Below are 16,248 nucleotides of genomic sequence, written 5' to 3'. Positions count from 1 at the left end.
GTGAGTTCCGCGACCGACTACAGCGAGGCCGGTGAGCGCAATCGGGTGGCCGGACAGCCGCTCGCCCATCTGTCGGTGGAGGTCGGGCACTTCTATATGGACGACCTCATCCGGCTGGACAATCCGGAGGACCCGGATCAGCTGGTCGACGGCATCGACCCGAACGACCCGATCCGCGCCCAATTGCGCAAGGTCGCACCGCTGGTCGACGCGTACACGCAGGTGGCGCGCGCGGAATTCGGGCCCGGCGCGCGGGTGAGTACCTGCTTCCTGATCGACGACTACTTCGAGCACTTCCGCGACGGTCCGCCCCGCCCGCAGGCCGCACCGTCGGTGATCCTGCCCAAGCTGTTGCGGGCCGCCGAAGCGTCCGGGCTGCGTATCGACTATCTGGCGCGTGAGGCCGGTTGTGCGGAGGTGCCGTCCCTGCTGGACGGCGAACCGCTCGGCGAACCGGTCCGGCTGGCCGAGATGATGGCGGCCCGCATCGTCCCCGAGCCGGAGGAGGGATCGACCGGCCGCCGCCCACCCACCGTGGAGTCGGGCTGGTTGTGCAATGGCCGCCGCTCCTCGGAATACGATGCGGGACAGGCCATGCGGGTCGCCGCGTACCGGCCGCCGGTGGAGTTCGGTGCGCGCAATCATTCGATATTCCTGGATGTGCAGCTGTGGAGTCACTATCTGGAAGAGGTCGCGGGCGCGCAGGTGCAGCGGACGAAATGGTCCTGCCCGTTCCTCGCTGCCATCTGGCAGTTATTGCGGCTGGGCATGATTCGCGATGACGGTGCACTGGTGGCGAAGCCGGAACGCTGGACCGGTTCGTGGCCGGACGACTGGTGGAAGCTGCCCGCGGTGATCCAATTGACCGAGCGCCCCGAGGGTTTCGCCGCCTACCGCGCGCTCTCGGTGCTGCCCTACGGCTATCTAGGCATCGAACACGCGGTCCGCACCATCCTGGACCACCTGCAGGTGGACGAGGAGGTCTACGCGAAGCTGACCGAGCGCGGCGCGACCGAACGCCCCCCGGTGCAGGTCCCGGAGCGGGTGACGCGGCGACTGAACCATGTCTTCATGGATGACCTGTGAGGTGGCCGCATGACCGAGTCAGGGCCCGGAGGCGGAAGCTTGCGTAACCACGCTGGGCCCCTCGGGCATGCGACGACGGGCACAGCATGACCGATCCGCTTGTGCTGCTGGGGGAGGTGCGCACCGCGCTGTTGCCGAATTCGGCGGCGCTGGCCGCGCGGGAGGCGTCCGCCCTGCTGTCGCTGCTGCCGGGGCAGCGCGTGCTGGTGCGGGAACGTCCACTGCCGCTGGCGGTTTCACCGAGTTCGGCGGTCGGCGTGGATTGTCAGCTGGCCACGGTGTCCCGCTCGGAGAGTCGAGTGATCGGCACCGTCGGCACGCATGCGGTGCTGGTGGGTGGCCGGGTCCTGCAGAGTTCGTCGTGCACCCGGGTGGAGCGGGCGGCCGTCTCGAACCGGCAGCGCTGGTCGCACTATCTGACGCGGGTGGGCTCGGTGGAGTTGATTCACCGCCTCGGTGACGACACCGCCGCCGCCGTCGATCTGACCGAGGGCTATCTGGAGGGCTCCAGCGCCACCACCCTGGATCTCGCCTCCACCAGCGAACGCCTGCTCACCCGCGTCCGGATGACCCCGACCCTGGATCAGAAACCACCGGTCCGGACCGCGCCGACCCGGCTGCGCTGGGCGGCCCGGGTGGCGCCGCCGGTGGAGGGGGCGGTGCGCGGGCGCACCCTGTTCGCCTTCCGGCTGGAGGATGAGAACACCCGCTCGGTCCGGATCATGGTGCCGACCGTCCGGGATCTGGCTGGGGTGCAACGCTTCTGCGAGGATCTCGCGGTGCACGATTGGCTGCTCAGCACGCTCGGCGCGGCACTCGCCGACGCCGATGCGGGCGGCCCGGACCGCGATTCCCTGGAGCGGCTCAGCCCGCTGCTGGAGCAGTTGGTGCACCTGTGGATGCCGGGCGCGCACACCCCGCCGCGACTGCGCGAGCTGTGGACGCGGCTGGAGAACGACCCGGGCTTCTCCCGGCAGTGGACCGCGCAGGTCGGCCAGCTGCGCGACCGGCTGGCCGTGGCGACGCTGGAGGCGCTGCGCAGCGCCAAGATCAGCACCGCCGAATGGTGAACGGCGGCAGCGACATTCAGGACGCAAGCCCGGCGATTCAGAGCCGGAACCAGCGACGCACCAGCAGTGCGAAGAACACCGACGTGGTCACCGACCCGAGATAGCACTCGAGCACGTAGAGCGCCCGCCCGCCGGTGCGCAGCCCGTCGGTATCGCCGGGCCCCAAGGGATTCAGGTAGTTGACCAGCACCTTGTAGATCGTGGTGGTGAGCGGTTCATGCGATACCAGGGCAATGGCCACCGCGAAGATCACCAGCTGCACGGCGATCCATCCGAGCATGCGGAACGGCCGGTATCCGTAGCCGCACACCAGATCCGGGAAGAGCCCGCCGATCCGCCGCCAGGGGATGGGCTGCGCCAGCCGCTTGGCCTTGGACAGCGCCAGCCCGCAGCGATCCTCGGCATCGGTGTCCTCGTCGATGCGGTACAGCCCGCTCGCCCGCTGGAATGCCAGCGCCCCGTGCGCGGGCAGTCCCGTGGTCACCAGCATCCGGCCGAGCCGCTCATAGGTGCGTGCGAGTGTGTGATTCTGCGTGCGGCTCAACCGAAGCGGTCCCCGGAACTCCACCTCCGCCGCCATGAACGCCGCCAGCAGGATCGAGATCGGTACGTCCGGGAACGGTGCCGTCGCACCGGGTTGCAGCGCCTCGTCGTAGAGGTGCCCGAAGACCAGGCTGTCGCCCGCGCGCCGCACGCCGGGCGGATCGTAGGTGGCGACCACGCCCTCGACATGGTGGGTGAAGGCGTCCAGCAGCGGTCGTTCGGTGGCGTGCCGGCGCAGCGTGTGTGGTTGATCGAGGAAGGCGGCGACCTGTTCGGCGTAGGAGTCGGCGCGGCGCTGGATGCGCTCGCTCATGGTCGCGACGAAGGGCGAGGAGGGTTCGCTCTTTTCGAGCATGATCAATGGTAGAGCTTGCGCACCAGGACATCTCGGGGTTCATCGGCACCGAAGTACCTGGTCTCGTGATCGGTCCAGACGAAGCCGACCTCTTTGTACAGGTGATAGGCGGCGCGATTGCCGGGTCGCACGGTCACGAAGACCTGGTCGACCCGGGCGGTGCGGCAGTGTTCGAGCGCGGTTTCCAGCAGGGCGCGCCCGTAACCGCGACCCCGGCAGAATTCGGCCACCGCGAATCCCATGAACCAGGCGCTGTTGTGCGCGCCGATGGCGGTGAGGACATAACCGCAGACCTCGCCGCTATCTTCAGCAACTGTCCAGTTTGCTCCGTGGAGCTCGAACAATTGGCGGAGCACGAAATACGGATAGGCCAAATGGTCGAACTCCGCGAGCTCCAGCGACCGAATGGCATCCAGATCCGATAAATCCGCGGACCGGAACATCCCGGGACCCCCTCCACCGGCACGGGTGCGTGGATTCCAGGGTAGGCGTCGATTCGGGCGGTGGGTTTGCATTCGGGCAAGGGGAGCGGTTCGGCCTGCACGCCGTCTGCGGAACATGCGGGCCGAACCGCGCTGCACGCACGCGATGGGACTACGCCGCCACACCCGGAGGTAGGAGGTGCGGGGCGTTCGAAAGGGTCCGTGCGGCAGCGTCTCTCACGGCCGGGGGCCTTCCCCGGACACCACCGTCCGCGAAGCCCCCGGCCTCAACTCATGGCAGGGCGCGCTCATCGAGCACGCACCGTCCCTCGTCGACCAGCGTCGCCCGCGCCCGCCGCCGCACCTTGCAGGTGGAGACGGTGCAATCGAGGTGCAATTGCATTGCGGCGTGGGCTTGTTCGACGCTCATGACGCCCGGATCCCTGCGACAGCGCAGCAATCCGGCGACATGCATGTTCAGCGAGGTCAGTTGCATCGCCCGACCTCCGCCTGAGACCGGTGGAAGGGAGTGACGACTTCGGCCATGAGATCTCGACTCCTCTGTTCCTACAGGGGATTCCTGAAGTGCCCGGAGGATTCAGGAAAGGAAAGGGGCCTAGCTAAACAGCTCCGGGCACACATCTAGCACACCACGGGCAGACGCCCGGCGGGCGAATTTCGGCAATGAGAACGCAAAATTGCGCGAATTCCCAGCAGCGAATCCACCGGGGAGAGGAGGATTCTCCATACTGGATGAGGTTCGAACTCCCCCGCCGTAGGACGGAGCGCGCCGTGCCGGATGGACCCGCGTCATCAACCCTGCCCCGCCGTCAGCTGGGCCGATATCTGCGCGACTGGCGCACCCAGGCAGGATTGACCATCGCGGAGGCCGCCAAACTCATGGAATGGGGAGCCAGCACACTGCAGCGGCTGGAGAAGGGCAATGCCGATCGCATCCGCACCATCGATATCCAGGAGCTGTGCCGCATCTACGGCATCCCCGGCGAGATCGCCGACGGGCTCAAGGGTTTGGCGCAACAGGCGGCCGTGAAGAGCTGGTGGCACTCCTACGGCGATCTCATCCCCGAGAAGTTCGACGTGTATGTCGGATTGGAGGCATCCGCGCAGCAGTTGTCCTGCTACCAATCGGAATTGGTGCCCGGACTGCTCCAGACGCCCGACTATGCAAGAGCCCTGAACCACCTCGGCTACCCGGATGACACTGCCGTGGAGGTGAATCGCCGCGTTCAGCTGCGGTTGCAGCGGCAAGCGCTGATGACCCGCCGGGCCCGCCCCGCGACGGTCGCCATGGTGTTGCACGAATCGGTATTGCGCCGCATGGTGGGAGGTGCAAGGGTGATGGCGGCGCAGGTGCGGCACTTGGCGGAGACGAGCACCCGTCCCAATGTCGTATTGCGCATCCTGCCCTTCGTCGCCGGTGTCCCCCTGGGACTTTCGACCGGTCCGTTCGTGATTCTCGAGTTCGGAACCGACAGCAGAGGGCAGCCGGTGGAGCCTCCCGTCGTCTATGTGGAGGGGTTCACCGGGGATCTGTATCTCGAAAGACAGGGCGACGTTCAGCGCTATCGCCGTGCGCTAGAGGGCTTGCAACGCTGCGCACTGGACGTCCAGGACAGTAGAAACCTGCTTCGTCAGGTTGCGAAGGAGTATTCATCGTGAGCATGGATCTCGCCGGGGCCCGCTGGTTCAAGAGCAGCCGCAGTGGCGCCGGCAAGGAGTGTGTCGAGGTCGCTTTCCTGCCGAGTGGTCGCGTCGGTGTGCGGGACAGCAAGAATCCGGATGGACCCGCGCTGGTTTTCGGCGCGGCGGAATGGCGGTCGTTCACGGCCGGTCTGGAGAATGGCTCGTTCGGCTGAGCCGGTAAGCTGAGCCGGTTAAAAAACCCGCACGAGCGGCGCAGATCACGAAACGGCAGCCGTTCGGCAACGAAAACATGTTTGTCCAGGCCAAACGTGGGGTATCCAACCATTCGTGGACCGAGGACTGAGAAATTCAACTCGTCCCCGGTACCGGAAATTGGGTCCCGACGACTGGGTGGAACGGCTGATCGTAGGGATGCTCTTCGCGGTATCGGCGACGGGCATATTCGTACTCACCGGACAGTTGATTTCGGCGTTGGCCATCGGAGTTTTGGTCGGAGCTGTAGCGCTAGGCGTGGTTGCCATCTTGTGAAAGAAGGGGCGCGGGGGATGATCCCCGCGCCCCTTGCTTCGCTCCCCTGCCCGGTTGTCTCCGCAGCTCAGCGCCGGAAGAGCTTGTTACCCAACCACACCAGCGGGTCGTACTTGTTGTCGACCACCCGCTCCTTGAGCGGGATCAGCGCATTGTCGGTGATCTTGATGTGCTCGGGGCAGACCTCGGTGCAGCACTTGGTGATATTGCAGTAGCCCAGCCCCGCGTCCTCCTGCGCGAGCTCGCGCCGATCCCCCACATCGAGAGGATGCATTTCGAGTTCCGCGATCCGCATCAAATAACGCGGACCGGAGAACGACTGCTTGTTCTCATCGTGATCACGCACCACGTGACAGGTGTTCTGACACAGGAAGCATTCGATGCACTTGCGGAATTCCTGCGACCGCTCCACATCCTGCTGCGCCATCCGGTAGTCGCCCGGCTTCAGATCCACCGGCGGCGTGAACGACGGAATCTCGCGGGCCTTCTTGTAATTGAACGACACATCGGTGACCAGGTCGCGAATGATGGGGAAGGTGCGCATGGGTGTCACCGTCACCACCTCGTCCGCGGTGAAGGTCGACATGCGGGTCATGCACAGCAGCCGCGGCCGCCCGTTCACCTCGGCCGAGCAGGAACCGCACTTGCCCGCCTTGCAATTCCAGCGCACCGCTAGATCCGGGGCCTGGGTGGCCTGCAAGCGGTGGATGATGTCGAGCACCACCTCGCCCTCGTTCACCGCAACGGTGAAGTCCTGCAGGCCGCCGCCCTCGATATCGCCGCGCCACACCTTGAACTTCGCGTCGTAACCCATGGCTATTCCGCCTTTCCGGCACTGTCGCGCACGGGCGCGAGATCGGCCGAGCTGTAGTACTTTTCGAGCTCGCCAAGGTCGAACAGCGAGAGCAGATCGGTGCGCATGGGAATCTGGTCCTCGGGAGTGACCGTCACCGACGGCACCGTGAACCCGATCTCGTCCGGATCGGTCCGGCACACCAGCAGCTTGTTCCGCCAGGCCGGATCCATGGCGGGATGGTCGTCGCGGGTGTGACCGCCGCGGCTCTCGGTGCGCAAAAGCGCTGCCTGCGCGACACATTCGCTGATCAGCAGCATGTTCTTCAGATCCAGCGCGAGATGCCAGCCGGGATTGAACTGGCGATGCCCCTCGACGGTGACGGCGTCGTAGCGGTCACGCAACTCCGACAGCTTCTCGATGGCCTGCTTCAGCTCGCCTTCCTTGCGGATGATGCCGACCAGATCGTTCATGGTGGTCTGCAGATCCATGTGCAGGGTGTACGGGTTCTCCCCGACGCCTTCGGCGGGCGGATTGAACGGGGCCACAGCGGCTTTGGCGGCCTCGGCGATATCGGTGTCGGAGATCTTCGGCCGCGCGGCCAGCTGCTCCACATAGGTGGCCGCGCCCAGTCCGGCCCGCCGCCCGAACACCAGCAGATCCGAGAGCGAGTTGCCGCCCAGCCGATTGGAGCCGTGCATACCGCCGGAACACTCACCGGCGGCGAACAATCCGGGAATGGTGGCCGCACCGCTATCCGGGTCCACCTCGATGCCGCCCATGACGTAGTGGCAGGTCGGACCGACCTCCATGGCCTCGGCGGTAATGTCCACATCGGCCAGTTCCAGGTACTGGTGGTACATGGACGGCAGCCGCTTCTTGATCTCCGCGGCGGGCAGCCGGGACGCGATGTCGAGGTACACGCCGCCGTGCTCGGTGCCGCGCCCCGCCTTCACCTCCTCATTGATGGCCCGCGCCACCTCATCACGCGGCAGCAGGTCAGGGGTGCGCCGCGCGGAATCGTTGTCCTTCAACCACTGATCGGCCTCCTCCTCGGATTCGGCGTACTGGCCCTTGAACACCGGGGGGATGTAGTCGAACATGAATCGCTTGCCGTCGGAGTTCTTGAGGATCCCGCCGTCGCCGCGCACGCCCTCGGTGACCAGGATGCCCTTCACGCTGGGCGGCCAGACCATGCCGGTCGGATGGAATTGCAGGAACTCCATATTGATGAGCGTGGCTCCGGCGCGCATGGCCAGCGCGTGACCGTCGCCGGTGTACTCCCAGGAGTTCGAGGTCACCTTGTAGGACTTGCCGATGCCGCCGGTGGCCAGCACCACGGCCGGGGCCTCGAAGAGGATGAACTTGCCGGATTCGCGCCAGTAGCCGAACGCGCCCGAGATGCGGGCCTGTTGATCGCCCGCCCCCGTGCCGTCCTTGAGCAGTTCGGTGATGGTGCATTCGGCGAAGATCTTGATGCGCGCCTCGTAGTCACCGGTCTGCGCGAAGTCCTCCTGCTGTAGCGAGACGATCTTCTGCTGCATGGTGCGGATGAGCTCGAGCCCGGTCCGGTCGCCGACGTGCGCGAGCCGCGGGTAGGTGTGGCCGCCGAAGTTGCGCTGGCTGATCCGGCCGTCCTTGGTCCGATCGAACAGCGCCCCATAGGTTTCCAGCTCCCACACCCGGTCGGGGGCCTCCTGCGCGTGCAGTTCGGCCATCCGCCAGTTGTTGAGGAACTTGCCACCGCGCATGGTGTCCTTGAAATGGGTTTGCCAATTGTCCTTCTCATTGGCATTGCCCATGGCGGCCGCGCAGCCGCCCTCGGCCATGACGGTGTGCGCCTTGCCGAACAGCGACTTGCACACCACCGCCACGGACAGGCCGTGCTCGCGCGCTTCGATGACCGCACGGAGTCCGGCGCCACCGGCTCCGATCACGACGACGTCGTACTTGTGCCGTTCGACTTCAGGCATGGGGCCGAATACTCCTGACAGACTTGGGGATTGGACGATTGGCTACCGGGATAGGTCAGCCGATCAACCGGGGATCGGAGATGGTTTCGCTCGCGACCAGCATCACGTAGAAGTCGGTCAGCATGAGCGTGCCGAGCGTGGTCCAGGCCAGCAGCATGTGGCGCGTGTTCAGGACGGAGATCTTGGTCCAGAACCAGTACCGCACCGGATGCTTCGAGAAGTGCTTGAGCCGCCCGCCGGAGATGTGGCGGCAGGAGTGGCAGGACAAGGTGTACGCCCACAGCAGCAGGGCGTTCACCGTGATGATCACCGAGCCCAGGCCCAGGCCGAACCCGCCGTCGGCGGAGTGGAAGGACTTGATCGCGTCCAGGGTATTGATCACCGCGATGATGCCGGCGATGTAGAAGAAATACCGGTGCGCGTTCTGGATGAGCAGCGGAAGCCGGGTCTCCCCGGTGTATTTCGCGTGCGGTTCGGCAACCGCGCAGGCCGGCGGCGAGAACCACACCGCGCGGTAATAGGCCTTGCGGTAGTAGTAGCAGGTCAGCCGGAACAGCAGCAGGAACGGCAGCACCAGGAAGCCGAGCGGAATCCAGTGCGGCAGATCGGGAATCGGGGTGCCGAAATGACTGGAACCCGCGACACAACCATCGCTGAGGCATGGCGAGTAGAACGGCGTCAGATAGTGGTATTGGTCGACCCAATAATAGTCGTGCTGAAAGGATCTGACGGTCGCGTAGATGATGAACGCGGCGAAACCGAGCACCGTCACCAGCGGCGGCAGCCACCAGCGATCGGTTCGCAAGGTCCGCGCCGCGATCGCGGCCCGCCCCTTGCTGAATACCCCGGTTGTAGATTCGGGAGCCTTGATCGGTGCGGCGCTCACTGCTGGATGCCTCGCTGCCCTATCCCGTGGAACGTCATCGTTACCTCCGGCATCGAATGTGATGGTCAGCACCTTACGACAGGGCAGCTATCACCGGCGCCGGGTACTGCGATTTCGTGACCCCGTGATTTGCGCCACATTTGGCATTCGGGCCAGTGGTTCGTTTGCTTGGTGAACAAATGGCTAACTCACGAACCCGGCTCGACCCCAGGGAAATTCGGATATCCGGGTCTATCAGGACGAATCTCTCAAATTTCACGCTGTGCGATTACTCGAGCATTCCTTTCGATCGCCGTCACACGGCAGCAACAACACTGTGATGCCCTGTCCACTGAGCTAGACCCCGGACGGGGAGAAGAGGGAGCCGGTCATGAAGAGAGCCGCGATCGTGATGCCGATGCGGACGCCGGTCGGCCTGCCGGGCGGTGCCCTCGCGGCGGTCGCACCGCAGCGCCTGATCGCCACGGCCATGTCCGCCATCATCGGCCGCTCCGGCGTGGACCCGTTCCGCATCGAGCAGATCGTCACCGCCGTCCCCTGCGCCGACGCCGTCCGCGCCGCCATGCCGATCGCCGGATTGTCCGCCGGGACCGTCGAATTCCCGATCGGATCGGGCCCCGGCAGTGGGCTGCGCGCCCTGATCACCGCGGCCATGATGGTGCAGACCGGCTCGGCCGAGGTGGTACTCGCGCTGGGAGCCGAATATCACACGGGCGCAAGCGAATTCGGTGGCGCACCGACCGCGGCGAACCGGATGCCCCGCCATGACCCCGGCGGGGGCAACGGCCTCGATACCGGCGAGCAGGTCGCACTGTGGGCCGCGGCCGAACCGGCCCGTGGCCAACGCGAATCCGAGCAGGCCGAACTGCTCGCGCGCCGCTTCGGCATCTCCCGCCACGACGCGGACGAATTCGCCGCCGCCAGCCATCGGCGCGCGGCCCGCGCACGGCGGCAGGGCATCTTCGGAGCCGAGACCGCTCCCGTGGTGGTGTGCGCGACGCCCGACGATATGAATTCCGATGTGGTGCAGCTCGTCGACCGCGACGAGGGCCTGCGCGACGACGTCTCCCCGCGCGCCTTCGCCGCCCTGGAACCACTACATCCGGGCGGCGTGATCACCATCGGCAATAGCAGCGCCCGCACCCTCGCCGCCTCCGGCTGCCTGGTGGTGGCCGAGGATCGCCTGGCCGATCTGGGCTTGGAACCGATGGGCTACCTGGTCGACTGGGCCGCCGCCACCGGCGAACTCGCGGCCGAGGTGCCCGCCGCCGGGCTGGCCGTGGACAAGGCGCTGACGCGCAGCGGTTTCGATCTGCATGACCTGGATCTGGTCGAGATCGAGGAGACCAGCGCCGTCGAAGTGCTGGCGCTGACCAGAATGTGGGAGCTCGAGGGCTGGAAATTCGATGCGGCCGAACGCCTCAATGTGCACGGCGCGGCCATTGCCCTCGGTGATCCGGGCGGCGCGTCGGGCCTGCGCATGATCACCACCCTGCTGCACGAGCTATCGCGTCGCGAAGGCGGCCACGGCTTGGTCGCGACGCCCACCGGGCCGTCGCAGGCCTTGGCCGCGGTCTTCGAATCGGGCTATTCGGTCCCGGTCGCGCCCACCCCGCGTGGAGCGCGTTTCCATGGCGTCCGAAAAGGACGTTCCGGACGGCACCGTCCCAGGTAACCATCGCCCGAAGTAACCATCGCCCGAAGTAACCATCGCCTCGAGTAACCCAGGCGGCAGTGCCGGGACTACTCGAGGCGATGGCTCGGACCTACTTGGTGCGGGGCCTGGAGTGGAAACCGAGGCCCTCGTCCTGCGCGCCCATCCAGGCCGCTTCGTCGGACTTGCTATCGGGGACGTAGATGACGTCCTGTTCCCCACTGCGGGGGACATGCGGCGGCGGCGCCTGCTCGAATTCCTCGGCGTCGATGACGAGTCGTTCCAAGTCGTTCTCCAGACGACGGACCGGACCGGCCTCGCCATAGTGGGAACGCAGAGCGGTGACGCACTGCCGGAGCTGGCCGACCGCGTAGCTGAGTTCAGCAATCTCGCTGCGTGTCATCGAAACCTCCTCGAGCCGTGTGACAGACCACACATTATGATCTACAACACAGTACGTGAACATCCCTGATTCTGCTCGTCCAAGTTAAGCAGCCGCAGGTCACGGGCCTGTCACGGCTCGTCGGTCAGCCCGCGATGGCGAATTCCGGACCGCAATCCGGGTCCGTTCCGCCCAGTTCCGGATCCCGGCAGCGCATGGCCCGCACCGCCCGATCCAGCAGGGCCGCAATGGCCGAAGCCACCTCCTCGGCGCGCTCCATGATGACGCTGTGCCCGGCGCCGTCCAGGCGCACCAGTTCCACATCGTCGAGCTGCGAGGCCAGCACCACCGAATGCGCGAACGGGATCACGATGTCGGCCGAACCCGCCAGCACCAGAGCGGGAATCGCGCCCAACCGGTGCAGGGAGGCCATCTCGTCGAAGTGGATGAGCGAGTCCAGGAAGGCCGACATGGTCAGCAGCGGGGTCTCGTTCAGCATGGCGGTGGCAATGGCCGCCACCCGCGGGTTCACCCGGCGGGTGCCGAGCGCGGCCTCGCGCATCATCGGCTCGAAGATGCGGCGGCTCAAATGCTTCGAGGCCTGCATGGCCCGTGGCGCACGCCGCATTGCCACCTGCAGCGAGGTCACGGCCGGGCCATTCAGCAAGCGCCCCAGCCCGACCCGGGTGACGCTGCTGGCCGCGCCCGCGAGCAGCCCGACCCCGATGATGCGCGTCCCGATCGACTCCGGGAACAGGCGCGCGTAGGCGAGGATCGTCATCGCGCCCATCGAATGGCCCACCAGCACAATGGGTCCGCTCGGGGCCACCGTCCGCAGCACGGTGTCCAGATCCAGTGCCAGCTGATCGATGGTATAAGTGGCCGGATCGGCCGCGCCCGAACCCCCATGCCCGCGATGGTCATAGAACACCATGTGCGTGTCCGCGGGCCAGTGCCCGTGTAGCTCGGTGCGCAGCAGCGCCCAGGATTCGGTGTGCAGGCAGTGGCCGTGCACGAAGATGAGGGTCACTCCGGTGCCGCGAATGCCGTACTCGTGCACCGCGATCGGCACGCCGTCATCCGCCGCGACGGTGAAGTGGTGGCCGTCGTACTCGGCGGCCGAGCGGTTGAGCGTGGACATGACGGCTCCTGAAGCACTAGCGCCTTGCCCGGTTGTCGATAGAAATAGCCCCCGCGTTAACCACTTACACCAGGCGTTATGCACAAGTTGTGCAACTGACGCCGCGGATCCATGCAAGCGGACAGGTGAATCTACGGGACTCTCGCCACGCTGCTAGACCACCTCAGAGATTGGTGTTCGGATGGGCGGACGGGGTTCTCTAAGTGAATCTAGAGCTATCAATAGATAGCCATAGAAAGGGCAATGCCCGCCCTACGGAGGCCGGGCGGGCATTGCTTTCGAGGGGTTCTTCGGTGGTTCTTCGGTGGTGTCGAGTCGAATCTTCGCCTATCTAGCTAGTCAGCTAGATAGCTGAAGATTTGGTGGACGGGAGGAACGGCCGGATCAGGTTCTCCTGATCCGAGGGACCGAACTGCCATTCGGCGATCCACGGGCCGGTGCCCTCACTCGGGTCGAGCGCGCCCCCTTCCAGGAAGCGGTAGCGGCCATCGAGCGTGCCCCGGGTCAGGTCGGTGTCGGCGTCGTCGGTATTGGCCCAGAGCGAATTGAAGAGGTGCTCGATGCGCAGCCGGGCCTGACGGCAGAAGACCTCGGCCAGTTCCTCGGCGGCAATGCCGTCGGGATCACCCGAGACGCGCATCGACTGCGCGCGCACGCAGGCCGCCGCCATGGCGAACAGTTCCGCGCCGATATCCACGATGCGGCCCAGGAAGCCCTGCTTGTATTCGAGTTTCGCCTGCCAGCGGGCCATGCCGTACATGAGCGCGCGCGCCTGCTTGCGGGACATGCGCTCCACGAAGCGCATATGCCTTGCGAGCGGACCGAATTCGCCATAGGTCACGGGTGCGGTGCCCGCGCCCACGGTGAGCTGCGGGAACCACTTGGCGTAGAAGCCGCTCGCGCCGACGGCCGCCTTGGCCTTGTCCTTGAGTTCGGCATTGCGGTCGACCAGCGCACCCGCGGCGGACATATGGGCATCCGCCATCTCGCGGGCGATGAGCAGCCGCATGATCTCGCTGGAGCCCTCGAAGATGCGATTGATCCGGAGGTCTCGCACGAGTTGTTCCGCCCCCACGGCGCGTTCGCCGCGGGCCTGGAGCGAGGCGGCGGTCTCATAGCCACGGCCGCCGCGGATCTGCACCAGTTCATCGGAGATGGTGCACGCCATCTCCGACGCCCATAGCTTGGCCAGCGCGGCCTCGATGCGAATGTCATTGCGGTTCTCGTCGCACATGGTGGCGGACAGGTCCAGGACCGACTCCAGCGCGAAAGTGGTTGCGGCGATGAAGGAGATCTTCTGTCCGACCGCGCCGTGCTCGCCGACCGGACGGCCCCACTGCACGCGGGTGGCCGACCATTCCCGGGCGATCTTGAGCGACCATTTGGCCGCCGCGGTGCACATGGCCGGGATCGCGAGACGGCCCGCATTGAGGGTGGTCAATGCGATCTTCAGGCCATCGCCCTCGCGGCCGACCAGATTTCGCTTGGGCACCAGCACCTTGTCCATGCGGGTGACGCCGTTCTCGATGCCGCGCAGGCCCATGAACGCATTGCGGCGCTCCACGGTGATTCCCGGGCTGTCGGCCTCCACGATGAATGCGGAGATGCCGCCGCGATGTCCCTCGCTCTTGGGCACCCGGGCCATCACCACGAGTAGTTCGGCGACAACACCATTGGTAGTCCACAGCTTCACGCCGCTGATCTCGTAGGCCTCGCCGTCCTCGGTCGGGGTGGCGGTGGAGGCCATGCGCGCGGGGTCCGAGCCGACATCGGGTTCGGTGAGCAGGAAGGCGCTCACCGCGCCTTTGGCGCAGCGCGGCAGGAACTCTCGCTTCTGTTCCGGGGTTCCGGCCAGCTTGAGCGGTTCGGGCACGCCGATGGACTGGTGCGCGGAGAGCAGCACGCCGAGGCTGGCGTGCGCGGAGCCGACCAGCATGAGCGCGCGGTTGTAGCCGACCTGGGACAGGCCCATGCCGCCGTACTCCTCCGGGATCTTCAGGCCGAAGCAGCCGAGTTCGGCGAGCCCCTTCACGTATTCGTCGGGGATGCGGCCGTCGGCCTCGATGCGCGCGCCGTCGATGGTTTCGCAGAAGGCGCGCAGCCGCTTCAGGTACGCCTCGGTCTTCGCGGCGTCCTCCGCGCTGGGGCGCGGGAACGGATGGATGAGGTCCAGCCGGAAGCGGCCGAGGAACATCTCCTTCGCGAAGGATGGCTTGGCCCAGGTGGTTTCGCGAGATTCCTCGACTAACGCTCTGGCCTGCTCTTCGGTGGCGTCGACTTTGGCGGCAGTCGCCATTTTGTCCTCCTCGAAGGTGATGAGAATCACATCCGAGTGTAGAAGTCTTTGTTACTCACCGGTAGTGGTCAGCAAAGATCGAAAACACCGGTCCCGCAACGATCTTGATCGAGTAGCGAATTTCTGGTTATTGCACCCCGCGCAGATAGCGCCCGAAATGCGGGACGGTGAAACCGATCGTGCCGCGCTCGGCCGAATAGATCAGGCCCTTCTTGATGAGCCCATCCCGTGCCGGGGACAGCGAAGCCGGTTTGCGTCCCAGCTGATTCGCCACCGAGGCCGTGGAGACCGGACCGTCGTCTCCGGACAAATCGGCCATGGCGCGCATGTACTCCCGTTCGGCCGGAGTGGCCCGTTCATAGCGCGAGCCGAAGAAGCCGACCGCCAGCTCCTCCTCGGCGGTGGGCGCGGCGACCGCCACATCCTCGGCGCTGATCGGGCTCTGCGCCGCCGCGTCCCAGGTCGCCTTGCCGTAGGCCTGCACGAAATACGGGTAGCCGTCGGCCTTCTGGTACAGCGCGGCCAGGGCGTCCTCGCTGTACTTCACGTCCTCCCGGTCGGCCGGTGCGATGAGCGCGCGATCGGCCGAGTCGCGGTCGAGGCGGTCGATCCGGTGATAGGAGAACAGGCGTTCCGAATAGCTCTTGGACGCGGACAGCACCGCGGGCAGATGCGGCAGGCCCGCGCCCACCACGATCAAAGGGGCGGCGTCCTGGCTGAGTTCGTGGCAGGCCCCGCAGATGGCGGAGATGTCGGCGGGGCCGAGATCCTGCAGTTCGTCGATGAATAGGGCGATGCCGACGCCCGCGTCGCGGACCAGCTGCGACGCCTCCATCAGCAGCTCGACCAGATCGATCTCGATATCCCCGGAGTCCGCGCGACCCGTCACCGCGGGCACGTCGATGCCCGGGTTCCAGCGTTCCCGCATGCCCTTGTCGGCGGTGGCGCGCAGCGCGAAAGCCTTGAGAATCCCCAGGAAATCATCGACCTGTTCCGGATTCCGGTGTGCCACCGCGAGGGAACGCACCGCCATATGCAGCGCCGATGCCAGTGGCCGCCGCAGTTCCTGATCCGGTCGCGCCTCCAGCTTGCCGGTGCCCCAGCCGCGCGTGCGCGCGGCCGAGCGAAGCTGATTGAGCAGCACGGTCTTTCCGACGCCGCGCAGTCCGGTGAGCATGACACTGCGTTCGGGCCGCCCGCGCGCGACGCGTTCCAGCACCACGTCGAAGGCGTCGAGCTGCCGGTCACGGCCCGCGAGTTCGGGCGGTCGCTGGCCGGCTCCGGGGGCGTATGGATTGCGCACGGGGTCCATGCCGGAACACGGTATCGCGAAGAATGGGCGGCCGTAGGGCGAAAATCCGGGATTATCCGGTCGTCTACCAACGACCCTAGACACAGCTATCGACGGGCATACGACTCATCGCACCCCTTGTGTCGCTTCGGGTCTCTACCCT

The 16,248-nt window shown here is 66.1% G+C and carries 15 protein-coding genes; 5 read left to right on the top strand and 10 right to left on the bottom strand.

The window, feature by feature from the left end:
• The gene (locus tag AB0N05_RS19420) at positions 1-1,086 is read left to right on the top strand and encodes an SCO2522 family protein (protein ID WP_364695625.1); all 1,086 of its coding nucleotides are present in this window, start codon (positions 1-3) and stop codon (positions 1,084-1,086) included.
• An 86-nt stretch (positions 1,087-1,172) separates the two neighbouring features.
• Positions 1,173-2,156 carry an SCO2521 family protein gene (locus tag AB0N05_RS19415; RefSeq protein ID WP_364695622.1) on the top strand — a complete coding sequence of 328 codons (984 nt, stop codon included), beginning with the start codon at positions 1,173-1,175 and terminating at the stop codon, positions 2,154-2,156.
• A gap of 37 nt (positions 2,157-2,193) precedes the next feature.
• On the opposite strand, the gene AB0N05_RS19410 is transcribed toward AB0N05_RS19415, so the two are convergent.
• From AB0N05_RS19410 to AB0N05_RS19400, 3 genes are all read right to left on the bottom strand, one after another.
• Entirely contained in the window at positions 2,194-3,054 is an 861-nt protein-coding gene (locus tag AB0N05_RS19410; protein ID WP_364695618.1) for a hypothetical protein, read from the bottom strand.
• Positions 3,055-3,056: 2 nt separating this feature from the next.
• Positions 3,057-3,497: a GNAT family N-acetyltransferase gene (locus AB0N05_RS19405; protein WP_364695615.1), complete on the bottom strand. Its 441-nt coding sequence runs from the start codon at positions 3,495-3,497 to the stop codon at positions 3,057-3,059.
• Positions 3,498-3,768: 271 nt separating this feature from the next.
• The gene (locus tag AB0N05_RS19400; RefSeq protein WP_364695612.1) at positions 3,769-3,972 is read right to left on the bottom strand and encodes a hypothetical protein; all 204 of its coding nucleotides are present in this window, start codon (positions 3,970-3,972) and stop codon (positions 3,769-3,771) included.
• A gap of 296 nt (positions 3,973-4,268) precedes the next feature.
• Between AB0N05_RS19400 and AB0N05_RS19395 the strand changes: the two genes are divergently transcribed.
• Together AB0N05_RS19395 and AB0N05_RS19390 are read left to right on the top strand one after the other, a co-directional pair.
• Positions 4,269-5,156: a helix-turn-helix transcriptional regulator gene (locus AB0N05_RS19395; protein WP_364695609.1), complete on the top strand. Its 888-nt coding sequence runs from the start codon at positions 4,269-4,271 to the stop codon at positions 5,154-5,156.
• Positions 5,153-5,353 (top strand): DUF397 domain-containing protein, encoded by a 201-nt coding sequence (locus tag AB0N05_RS19390; RefSeq protein ID WP_364695606.1) that lies wholly within the window; start codon positions 5,153-5,155, stop codon positions 5,351-5,353. The genes AB0N05_RS19395 and AB0N05_RS19390 overlap by 4 nt, the downstream gene beginning before the upstream one ends.
• A 383-nt stretch (positions 5,354-5,736) precedes the next feature.
• Here AB0N05_RS19390 and AB0N05_RS19385 read toward each other — a convergent pair whose 3' ends face one another.
• From AB0N05_RS19385 to AB0N05_RS19375, 3 genes are read right to left on the bottom strand one after another with little or no spacing between them, the layout of a single operon-like run.
• On the bottom strand, positions 5,737-6,483 hold the full coding sequence (locus AB0N05_RS19385) for a succinate dehydrogenase/fumarate reductase iron-sulfur subunit (RefSeq protein ID WP_364695602.1): 747 nt from the start codon (positions 6,481-6,483) through the stop codon (positions 5,737-5,739).
• 2 nt (positions 6,484-6,485) lie between these two features.
• The gene (locus AB0N05_RS19380; RefSeq protein ID WP_364695599.1) at positions 6,486-8,435 is read right to left on the bottom strand and encodes a fumarate reductase/succinate dehydrogenase flavoprotein subunit; all 1,950 of its coding nucleotides are present in this window, start codon (positions 8,433-8,435) and stop codon (positions 6,486-6,488) included.
• A gap of 55 nt (positions 8,436-8,490) precedes the next feature.
• On the bottom strand, positions 8,491-9,321 hold the full coding sequence (locus tag AB0N05_RS19375) for a hypothetical protein (RefSeq protein ID WP_364695596.1): 831 nt from the start codon (positions 9,319-9,321) through the stop codon (positions 8,491-8,493).
• Positions 9,322-9,691: 370 nt separating this feature from the next.
• On the opposite strand from AB0N05_RS19375, the gene AB0N05_RS19370 reads away from it, so the two are divergent.
• On the top strand, positions 9,692-10,996 hold the full coding sequence (locus tag AB0N05_RS19370; protein ID WP_364695593.1) for an acetyl-CoA acetyltransferase: 1,305 nt from the start codon (positions 9,692-9,694) through the stop codon (positions 10,994-10,996).
• A 91-nt stretch (positions 10,997-11,087) separates the two neighbouring features.
• Here AB0N05_RS19370 and AB0N05_RS19365 read toward each other — a convergent pair whose 3' ends face one another.
• The 4 genes from AB0N05_RS19365 to AB0N05_RS19350 all read right to left on the bottom strand — a co-directional run bounded on the left by AB0N05_RS19365 (position 11,088) and on the right by AB0N05_RS19350 (position 16,106).
• Complete coding sequence (locus AB0N05_RS19365) at positions 11,088-11,378, bottom strand: hypothetical protein (RefSeq protein WP_364695590.1); 291 nt, start codon at positions 11,376-11,378, stop codon at positions 11,088-11,090.
• 124 nt (positions 11,379-11,502) lie between these two features.
• Positions 11,503-12,498 carry an alpha/beta hydrolase gene (locus tag AB0N05_RS19360; protein WP_364695587.1) on the bottom strand — a complete coding sequence of 332 codons (996 nt, stop codon included), beginning with the start codon at positions 12,496-12,498 and terminating at the stop codon, positions 11,503-11,505.
• Positions 12,499-12,841: 343 nt separating this feature from the next.
• Positions 12,842-14,794: an acyl-CoA dehydrogenase family protein gene (locus AB0N05_RS19355; RefSeq protein ID WP_364695584.1), complete on the bottom strand. Its 1,953-nt coding sequence runs from the start codon at positions 14,792-14,794 to the stop codon at positions 12,842-12,844.
• A gap of 127 nt (positions 14,795-14,921) precedes the next feature.
• Positions 14,922-16,106: an AAA family ATPase gene (locus AB0N05_RS19350; RefSeq protein ID WP_364695581.1), complete on the bottom strand. Its 1,185-nt coding sequence runs from the start codon at positions 16,104-16,106 to the stop codon at positions 14,922-14,924.
• Positions 16,107-16,248: the final 142 nt, after the last annotated feature.

Source organism: Nocardia sp. NPDC051030 (assembly GCF_040683015.1).
Taxonomy (GTDB): Bacteria; Actinomycetota; Actinomycetes; order Mycobacteriales; family Mycobacteriaceae; genus Nocardia.
The sequence above is the reverse complement of the archived record's forward strand: the minus strand, read 5'-3'. Positions and strand labels throughout refer to the sequence as shown.